Raw genomic sequence first — 8773 nt, forward strand, 5'->3', positions numbered from 1 at the left:
ATGATTTTCAGCCTTTCAGGCCCGGGAGAAGAAGATAGACGGCTGCCATCAGTTTTCGCGTGTCGTTGAGCATGGCCGGTCGTTCGCGCTGCCATTGCTCCCAAGCGTCCTTGGCCGTGTTGGCATTACTGGTTTCGACAAAATCCGTATCGGAAATTTTCGCCATGGCTTTCTCCGACATACCGTGCCATTTGCTGCGCCAATTCTCACGATACGTGTCCCGATGGCGTTGTTCCATGCGCATGTGGAACATGGAGGACCGGGCAACGCGCGGGGCCTGCATGGCGTCGATCCACGGTCCGCAGGCCTGCCACAGCAAACAGGCTTCGTGCAGCAACTTTTCTGCCAGAGCGCCGTCGGTCGGGGCAATGCACTGGGCCTGGTTGGCCACCGACGTTGCCAGCCGCGGATCTCCGGGCCGAAATGCCTCCCGGGCTATGCGCAAGGCAAGCCCGGCACTTTCCCGGGCGCGTTGTGCATCGCCCTCAACGCCCGATTTCGCGTAAGCCTCGGCGGCTTGCTCCCATTCCAGATCAGACGGGCTCCAGCCGGCCTGCAGCAGATCGTTCAGTTCCCACTTTTCAGACACCAAGATAGGCCCTCTTCACATGTTCGTTCTCGTGCAAGTCCCTTGATGCGCCGTGCAGCGAGACGGTACCCGTTTCCAGCACATAGGCATAGTTGGCGAGCCCCAGAGCCAGTTCCGCATTCTGTTCGACCAGGACGACGGGCACGCCGTTTGCCACAATTTCCTTGATGATCCGGGCAATCTCCAGAATGACCACCGGAGCCAGGCCCATGGATGGCTCATCAAGCAGAAGCAGGCGTGGTTTGGCCATCAGGGCGCGGCCGATCGCCACCATCTGCTGCTCGCCGCCCGACAGCGTCTTGGCCCACTGGCGGCGACGCTCCTTCAGGCGGGGAAAGCGCACAAAAATACCGTCCAGATCGCGCTCCACGGCAGCCGCATCGGTCCGCAGGTAAGCGCCGGTGCGCAGATTTTCCTCAACCGTCAGGTCCGGAAATATGCGCCGTCCTTCCGGCACCTGGGCAATGCCGCGTGCGACGACCTTGTCCGGCGGCAGTGTATCGATGCGCGCGCCGTCGAACCATATTTCGCCGCTGCTTATGGCGGTCAGTCCCGAGACCGCCCTGAGCGTGGTGCTCTTGCCGGCGCCGTTGGCACCGATGATCGTGACGATCCCGTCGACGGGTACCTCGATGGAGACCCTCTTCAGCGCAGCAACGCCGTTGTAGTGGACCTGAATGTCGCGAATTTCAAGCAGCATCGATCGCACGTCCCAGATAGGCTTCAATGACTTTGGGATCATTGCGCACCGCATCCGGCGTTCCTTCCACCAGACGCGATCCGAAATTCATCACCGTGATGACGTCGCACAATCCCATGACGGCCTTCATGTCATGCTCCACCAGCATGACGGTGATGCCCCGCCGGCGCACATCGCGCACCAGTTCCATCATGCGGGCGGTCTCATCCGGGTTCATGCCCGTGAACGGCTCATCGAGCAGAATGATCTTGGGGTCGGCTGCAAGCGCGACGGCCATTCCCAGTGCTCTTTGGTGACCGTGCGGCAGACTGGCTGCAGGTTCGTTTGCGATTTCGGACAGGCCGAAAAACGCCAGCAGCTCGTGGGCCTTGTCCAGCGCGGCTGTCTCGACAGCCCGGTCCATGCCGGTGATGCGGCTGAAAAACCCCGACCGTGCGGAGTTGTGGCAACCGATGCGCACATTGTCGATTACCGAAAATTCCTGAAACAGCGTGGTACCCTGAAACGTCCGGATCAGCCCGATTTCGGCGAGCTTCGACGTCTTCATGCCGGAGACATCGCGGCCCTGGTAGACAACCTTGCCGCTGCTGGGTGCGTAGAAGCCGCTGATAACATTGAAAGTGGTGGTCTTGCCGGCGCCGTTGGGGCCGATCAGGCCATGGATGGTCTGCGGTTCGACCGCGAAGTTCAGATTGTGGACAGCCTTTAGGCCGCCGAAGGAGCGGCAAAGATCGCACACCTCAAGGATCGGCTGGCTCATGCGTTCTGCTCCCTGCGCACAGTCGGCTCAGGCGCCTTGCGTGCCTTGAAGATGCGCCCGGCCTTTTGCACCACGCCCTCCAGCCCTTTAGGAAGGAACAGCACCGAGAGGATCAAAAGGGCGCCGTAGATCATCGGCCGGGCACTGTCGAAGCCCAGCGACCGCAGGATGATCTCGTTGATGATGGTCAGCGCCACCACGCCGATGATCGGGCCGAAAAAGGTGTTTGTGCCGCCGACAATGGCCCAGATCAGCACGAACACCATCTCCTCGACGTCGAAGCGGGTCGGATTGATCGTGCCGATATAATGCGCGTAAAGCGCGCCGGAAAGGCCAGCGAAAAAGGACGCCAGAACGAAGGCCAGCATGCGATACCGGAAGGTGCCCACGCCCACGGATTCGGCCAGCTTGTCCTGCCAGTGGATGGCATGGAAGGTGAGGCCGATACGCGATTGCTCGATGCGATAAAGGATAAACAGGCTGAGCGACACCACGGCGAGGCACAGATAGTAGTAGTTCTCCGGCTCGAACATCGAGATCGGCCCGATATCCGGGAAGCCGGGGATGAGCTTGATGCCTTTCGGGCCGCCAAACGGCGTTGAAAAGTATTTCCAGACGAGACGGATCACCTCTCCGGCAGCGAATGAACCGATAAGGAAATAAAACCCCTTCATCCGAAACAGCGGGAAGCTCAGAACCGCTGCGGCGAGGCCTGCGGTCGATGCGCCGAGGAACATCGAGACGGGGACCGGCACGCCGAGGCGCTTGGCGAACAGGGCGCTGGCATAGGCGCCGACGCCCATGATGACCACGTGGCCGAGGGACCATTCGCCCGTCAATGTCATCAACCGGTAGGACGCCACCAGCAGGACGTTGATGACCAGCAGCACGGCAATTTCCCGCTGCGAATAGGACAACACCTGGGGCAGCACCAAAAGCGCCGCCAGGAACACCAGGCCGAGGCCCCACTTCGAGATCTTGCTGATGTCCTCACGCACGTTCTCTGGCTCCAAACAATCCCGTCGGTTTGATCACAAGCACCAGAAGCATCAGGACGAGGCCGACGATATCGGCCACCACTCCGTCATAAAAGGTGGTGACGAATGTGTGCACGAAAGCGTAGAGCACCGCGGCGACGACGGCTCCTTCAAGATGTCCGATGCCGCCGACGATGATGATGATGAAGGCCGTGACAATGACGGAATGGCCCATGTAAGGGGTCGGGCTGACGAGGGGCGCAGTCAGCGCACCGGCAACGCCCGCCAGGCTTGCGCCGATGAACATGGCGATCCGGGTGATCTGGTTCAGCGATATCCCCTGCAGGGCCGCCGCCTCCCTGTCCTGCGCGCACGCCCGCATGGCCCAGCCGATCTTTGTCTTGCGCAGGAACAGGTAGAGCCCCGTCAGCAATAAGATCGCGGCCGCAATCACAAGGAAGCGCTGATAGGTCAGCACGGCTCCCAGCAACTCAATCTTGCCCTGGATCGGCGGCTTGATGTGGGCCATCCGCACGCCGAAACCCAGTACCGCCGCCGTCTGCAGCATCAGCAGGAAGCCGATCGATGCGATGAGGCCGCCCAGCGGATTGTCGCGAAGCGGACGGAAAAGCGAATACTCCATCAAGATGCCCAGGAGCCCGACGAAGGCAAGTCCCGCCGCGACTGCGATCAAGAACGGAAAGTTCAGATGGGAGTAGAGCGCAACCACGGTGTAGGCGCCGGCCATATAGAGTTCACCATGGGCAAAATTGATTACGCCCATCACGCCGAAGATGAGCACAAGCCCGACGGCGATGAGCGACATGTAGCTGGCGGCATAGACCGCATTGAGCGTCGTCTGCAGGATGATTTCTGTCATGATCGGGGAGAACCGCTTTTGCTGGTGTTCAGAGCCCGCCGCGACAGGTCGCGCGGCGCCCCCTCACCGGTCCGCCGCCCCCTTCCCTCTTGCAAACGGGAATGGAGCGGCGGGGCAAGGCTGAAGATCAGCCGCGCTGATCCCACATCTGGCCGAGCGCCCGGAAGTGCTTGATCACCAGATCGCTGTGCTGGTTCCACCAGTCCGGTATGGACTTGTACTCCTTGATCACGGCCTTGCCGTTTTCAATCACCACCACCGGCCAGTTGCCGACCAGGGCGTTGTCGATGCCGAAAAGCTCTTCGCCCCACCAGTCGGCGTCACCGAATGCATGTTTGCCCTTGCCGCTGGATTTCATGGCGGCAAGCACATCGCCCGGCTCGATGGAACCGGCCTTGCTCGCGGCATCCGCCCACAGGTCCATGATGGAGGCGTATTCCCAGGAAACCGCGCTCCATTCCGATTCGCCGAAGCGGTTGGCATATTCCTGGAAAAACTCGTTCGGCTTGGAGAAATTGACATTTGCGTCGTTGAGCGCCGGGTCATCGAAATCGGGGAACTGGAAGACAAATCCCTCCATGAACTCCTTGGAGGTCTTTTCGATGATCTTCGGATAAAAATCCGCGGTGCAGGAAATGATGGTGCCCTGGAAGCCCTGCTGGAAAGCCTGTTCGCACAGCGGATGCACGTAGTCGGCATAGCAGGTATCGAGGCACAGGATGTCCGGCTTGCCCGACAGCAGCCTGGTCATCACCGGAGCAAAATCCGTTGTCGCGGGATCGAAGAACAGCGGCTCGTCAATCACATCGATGCCCGCAGCCTCGAAGGCTGCCAGATAGGTTGCGACCGACGGCTTGCCGAGGGCATCGTCCTGCGCGCAGATAACCGCGGTTTTCATGTCCGGCTTGTTTTCCGCCAGCCATTGAACACCGGTGACATTGTATATCGGATGGACCTCGCAGGGCGCGATAAGGGTCTTGGTGTCCGGGGTCAGATCGGATGGCAGCAAGGTTGAGACCAGCATGCCTTCGCGCTCCGCCATCGGCTGCACGCCGGGCCAGGTGTCGCCGCCCAGCATCATGATGAACTTGACGCCGTCTTCCTTGATCAGCTTGGCAGCACCGGTTCGGGCCTTTCCCGGATCGTATTCATTGTCATAGGCAATGAATTCGACCTTGTAGCGGTCACCGCCGATCTCGATGCCGCCGGCGTTGTTCACCCGGTCGCTCCAGATCTGGCAGCCGTCCAGCCCGGGTTTGCCCCAGGCCGCGACCGCTCCGGTAAGCGGGGCCAGAAAGCCGATCTTGACGGTCTTGTCGGCGCCGAAAGCAAATTTCGGTGCGCCTGTGGTCGCCAGCATGGTGACGGCGGCGGAGCTTGTGAGCAAGAGTTCGCGGCGGCTGATACGGCGCGGCGTGGAAGTCAGTCTCATGTGTATCCCTCCCTGGCAAATATCTGTAAAGCCAGAATTTTTGATCGTTGACGGAACATTCTCGAATTTGCGGCGGCGCTCCTCCAGCCGACCGCAAGTGATAACGAAGTCTGCGATAACTAGGCCAATTTTATACCAATTTGCGAGCCAATCATGGCATATTTGAACCAATACGTCAATTTGGACTTGCATTGGTTCAATTGGCATGTAAATTGGACTGAACCAAAAAATGCCAGCGGTCAGGACAAACGAGGTTCCGGCCACCAAACGGAGGGTTAGACACATGACAAAACGCGTGGCGGTAGTCGGGGCCGGTCCGTCCGGATTGGCACAGCTTCGGGCATTCCAGTCAGCCGCCCGGAAGGGTGCGGACATTCCGGAAATCGTCTGCTTTGAAAAGCAGGAAGACTGGGGCGGGCTGTGGAACTACACCTGGCGTACCGGAACCGACGAATACGGCGAGCCCGTGCATTGTTCGATGTACCGCTATTTGTGGTCCAACGGCCCCAAGGAGGGGCTGGAATTCGCCGACTACACCTTCGAGGAACATTTCGGCAAGCAGATCGCGTCTTATCCGCCGCGCAGCGTGTTGTTCGACTATATCGAGGGCCGCGTGAAGAAGGCGGACGTGCGCAAGTGGATCAGGTTCCGCACGCCGGTGCGCCGGGTAACCTTTGACGAGGGTTCAAACAAATTCACCGTCACCGCGCACGACCTTGTCAACGACCGCGAGTATTCCGAGGAATTTGACCACGTCGTTGTCGCTTCGGGCCACTTTTCCACGCCAAACGTGCCGCATTTCGAGGGCTTCACCACGTTCAACGGAAGGGTGCTGCACGCCCATGATTTCCGCGACGCGCTGGAATTCAAGGACAAGGACATCCTGATCGTCGGCACGTCTTACTCGGCCGAGGATATCGGCTCGCAATGCTGGAAATACGGCTGCAGGTCGGTCACCGTTTCCTACCGGACCGCGCCGATGGGTTTCGACTGGCCCGACAACTGGAAAGAGGTTCCGCTGCTTCAGAAGGTGGTCGGAAACACCTGCACCTTCAAGGACGGCACGACCACGGACGTGGACGCCATAATCCTGTGCACCGGCTACGTGCACCATTTCCCCTTCATGCAGGAGGAACTGAAGCTGCGCACGGCAAACCGGCTGGCGACAGCAGACCTGTATAAGGGCGTTGTCTGGGTGGACAATCCCAGGCTCTTTTACCTGGGCATGCAGGACCAGTGGTACACCTTCAACATGTTCGACGCACAGGCCTGGTACGTGCGCGACATCATCATGGGCCGCATTGAAGTGCCCGATCGCGAGGCCAGGGCCGCCGATGTGGAAGCGCGCATTGCCGCCGAAGACGCCCTTGAGGATGACTACGGCTGCATCGAGTACCAGGGTGCCTATACCGGCGAGCTTATCGCCGAGACGGACTATCCGAGCTTCGATATTGCGGGCGCAAACGAGGCGTTCTTCCAGTGGAAGAAACACAAGAAGGAAAACATCATGGGCTTTCGCAACAACAGCTACCGGTCGGTGATGACCGGCTCGATGGCCCCGCCGCACCACACGCCGTGGAAAGATGCCCTGGACGATTCGCTGGAAAGCTATTTGCAGGTCGAGCTGGAGACGGCTTAGCGACCACACTACCTCCCTAAAGAAACTTGTGCTAGCAACTTGGGCCGGAGCCATCCGGCCCTTTTTTTGATGCGGCAAAGCCAAAGACACTGTTTAATTGCGGAATGCGGGCCAGGAAAGAGAACAGCTTGAACGACGCGAGCGACGAAACGGCAGCGGCTTTGTTCGGCGACCAATCGATCCCGAGCACGGTACGCGTCGTGGTGGAAACGCTGTTTGCCAGGATCAATACCGAGGAGTACCCGGCGGACTCCCGCCTTCCCGCCGAACGAAATCTTGCTGCGGAACTGGGCGTTGCGCGCAATACCGTTCGCGAGGCGCTGAACCTGCTTGAGGCGCACAACGTCATCAACCGCCGGGCCGGCAGTGGCAGCTTCGTGATCTACAAGAGCCACCAGCTGCAAAACGATGTGATGCCGGCCTCCTCCGACGAAAGCCACCAGGTTTCCGAGGCAACCAGCCCCCTGCAGCTTCAGATCATGCGCGGCATAATCGAACCGGAAATGGTGCGGCTCGCCATAATCAACATGGCGCCGCGCGCCATAGAGGCGCTCGGCGACGTGCTCATGCGCATGGAGGCGATCAGAACGGACGCGGGCGCCTATTCGCGCCTTGAGGACGAGTTTCATCTCCTTGTCGCGCGCGGCACCGGCAATCCGCTGCTTATCGCCTGCTATGAACTGATCATGGAAGTTCGCCAGCACAATTTGCGGACCGCCCAGCAAAAGCGCCACTTGTCGCCCAAACGCATCGAGCAGTATCAGCGGCGCTACAATTCCCTCTACAATGCCATTGCCCTGCGTGACATCGAAAATGCGGTGGAGATCGTCAAGCTCCACCTGGTCGACGAGCAACGGCGGCTGTTGCAGGAAGACTAGGGCGTATCCGAGCTACGTCTGCGGCAGGCGTTCCCGGGAAAGCTGGCGCGGTTCGATTTCCCGGTCCTGTGTCGTCGGCACCGCGCGCTGGTCCCACATCTGACCCAGAGCGCGCATGTGTCGCTCGAGCAGGTCCCCGTGCGCCTTGCACCACTCGATGGTGGAGCGGAATTCCTGGATGCGGGCCTTGCCGTCGCGTATGGCGACAACCGGCCACGGGCCCACCAGCGCATTGTCGATACCGAACAATTCGCGCCCCCACCACTCGGCATCGCCGAAGGCGTGGGCACCCCTTCCGCCGGCTTTCATGGCAGTCAACACCGAAACGGGCTCCACCGTGCCCGCCAGTTCGATCGCCTGGCGCCACAGGGAAAGGATCGAAACGTATTCCCATGAAACGGCGCTCCATGTCCCGGGAAAACGCGCGGAATATTCCTTGAAGAAGGCGTTTGGCCGGTTGAAGTTGACGCCGGGTGCGTTGAGCGTGGGATCGTCGAAATCCGGAAACTGGAAGACGAAGCCCTCCATGAACTCCTTGCTGGTATGCTCGATCAGCGTCCTGTAATTGTCCGCGGTGCACGAAATGATCTGTCCCTGGAACCCCTGCCGGAAGGCCTCCTCGGTCAGCGCATGAACAAATGGCTCATAGGCCGTATCCCAGCACAATATATCCGGATTTTCGGCCAGCATGCCGGAGACAATCGACGAAATGTCCGGATTGAGTGCTGGAAAAAACACCTCGCGCACGATTGCGATCCCCGCCGCTTCGAACGCGGCGCGATAGGTGGCGATCGACGGCGGGGATGTCCCGTTCTCTGTTGAAAAAGGAACGGGCAGCGTTGCGGTTTCATGATTAGGCGGCCTGCGCCATGTCGTCAACCTGGTTGCTGTCGCCCGATCCTGCGCCATGTCTGTGGA

The 8773-nt window shown here is 60.0% G+C and carries 9 protein-coding genes; 2 read left to right on the forward strand and 7 right to left on the reverse strand.

Annotation, left to right across the window (positions count from 1 at the left end):
• Window positions 1–7: 7 nt before the first annotated feature.
• From E4M07_RS24510 to E4M07_RS24535, 6 genes are all read right to left on the reverse strand, one after another.
• Entirely contained in the window at window positions 8–592 is a 585-nt protein-coding gene (locus E4M07_RS24510; RefSeq protein WP_136661054.1) for a hypothetical protein, read from the reverse strand.
• Entirely contained in the window at window positions 582–1289 is a 708-nt protein-coding gene (locus E4M07_RS24515) for an ABC transporter ATP-binding protein (protein ID WP_136661055.1), read from the reverse strand. Before E4M07_RS24515 ends, E4M07_RS24510 begins: the two co-directional genes overlap by 11 nt.
• The gene (locus E4M07_RS24520) at window positions 1279–2049 is read right to left on the reverse strand and encodes an ABC transporter ATP-binding protein (protein WP_136661056.1); all 771 of its coding nucleotides are present in this window, start codon (window positions 2047–2049) and stop codon (window positions 1279–1281) included. The genes E4M07_RS24515 and E4M07_RS24520 overlap by 11 nt, the downstream gene beginning before the upstream one ends.
• Window positions 2046–3047 carry a branched-chain amino acid ABC transporter permease gene (locus tag E4M07_RS24525; protein ID WP_206057389.1) on the reverse strand — a complete coding sequence of 334 codons (1002 nt, stop codon included), beginning with the start codon at window positions 3045–3047 and terminating at the stop codon, window positions 2046–2048. The genes E4M07_RS24520 and E4M07_RS24525 overlap by 4 nt, the downstream gene beginning before the upstream one ends.
• Entirely contained in the window at window positions 3040–3906 is an 867-nt protein-coding gene (locus E4M07_RS24530) for a branched-chain amino acid ABC transporter permease (protein ID WP_136661057.1), read from the reverse strand. Before E4M07_RS24530 ends, E4M07_RS24525 begins: the two co-directional genes overlap by 8 nt.
• Window positions 3907–4033: 127 nt before the next feature.
• On the reverse strand, window positions 4034–5338 hold the full coding sequence (locus E4M07_RS24535) for an ABC transporter substrate-binding protein (RefSeq protein ID WP_136661058.1): 1305 nt from the start codon (window positions 5336–5338) through the stop codon (window positions 4034–4036).
• Window positions 5339–5621: 283 nt separating this feature from the next.
• On the opposite strand from E4M07_RS24535, the gene E4M07_RS24540 reads away from it, so the two are divergent.
• Together E4M07_RS24540 and E4M07_RS24545 are read left to right on the forward strand one after the other, a co-directional pair.
• On the forward strand, window positions 5622–6977 hold the full coding sequence (locus E4M07_RS24540) for an NAD(P)/FAD-dependent oxidoreductase (protein ID WP_136661059.1): 1356 nt from the start codon (window positions 5622–5624) through the stop codon (window positions 6975–6977).
• A 128-nt stretch (window positions 6978–7105) separates the two neighbouring features.
• On the forward strand, window positions 7106–7855 hold the full coding sequence (locus E4M07_RS24545; protein WP_206057390.1) for an FCD domain-containing protein: 750 nt from the start codon (window positions 7106–7108) through the stop codon (window positions 7853–7855).
• 12 nt (window positions 7856–7867) lie between these two features.
• Here the strand turns inward: E4M07_RS24545 and E4M07_RS24550 are convergent.
• Window positions 7868–8773: ABC transporter substrate-binding protein (locus tag E4M07_RS24550; RefSeq protein ID WP_169054377.1), on the reverse strand; the 906-nt coding region annotated here is incomplete at its 5' end.

This window comes from Nitratireductor sp. XY-223 (genome assembly GCF_004959855.1).
GTDB lineage: Bacteria > Pseudomonadota > Alphaproteobacteria > Rhizobiales > Rhizobiaceae > Hoeflea_A.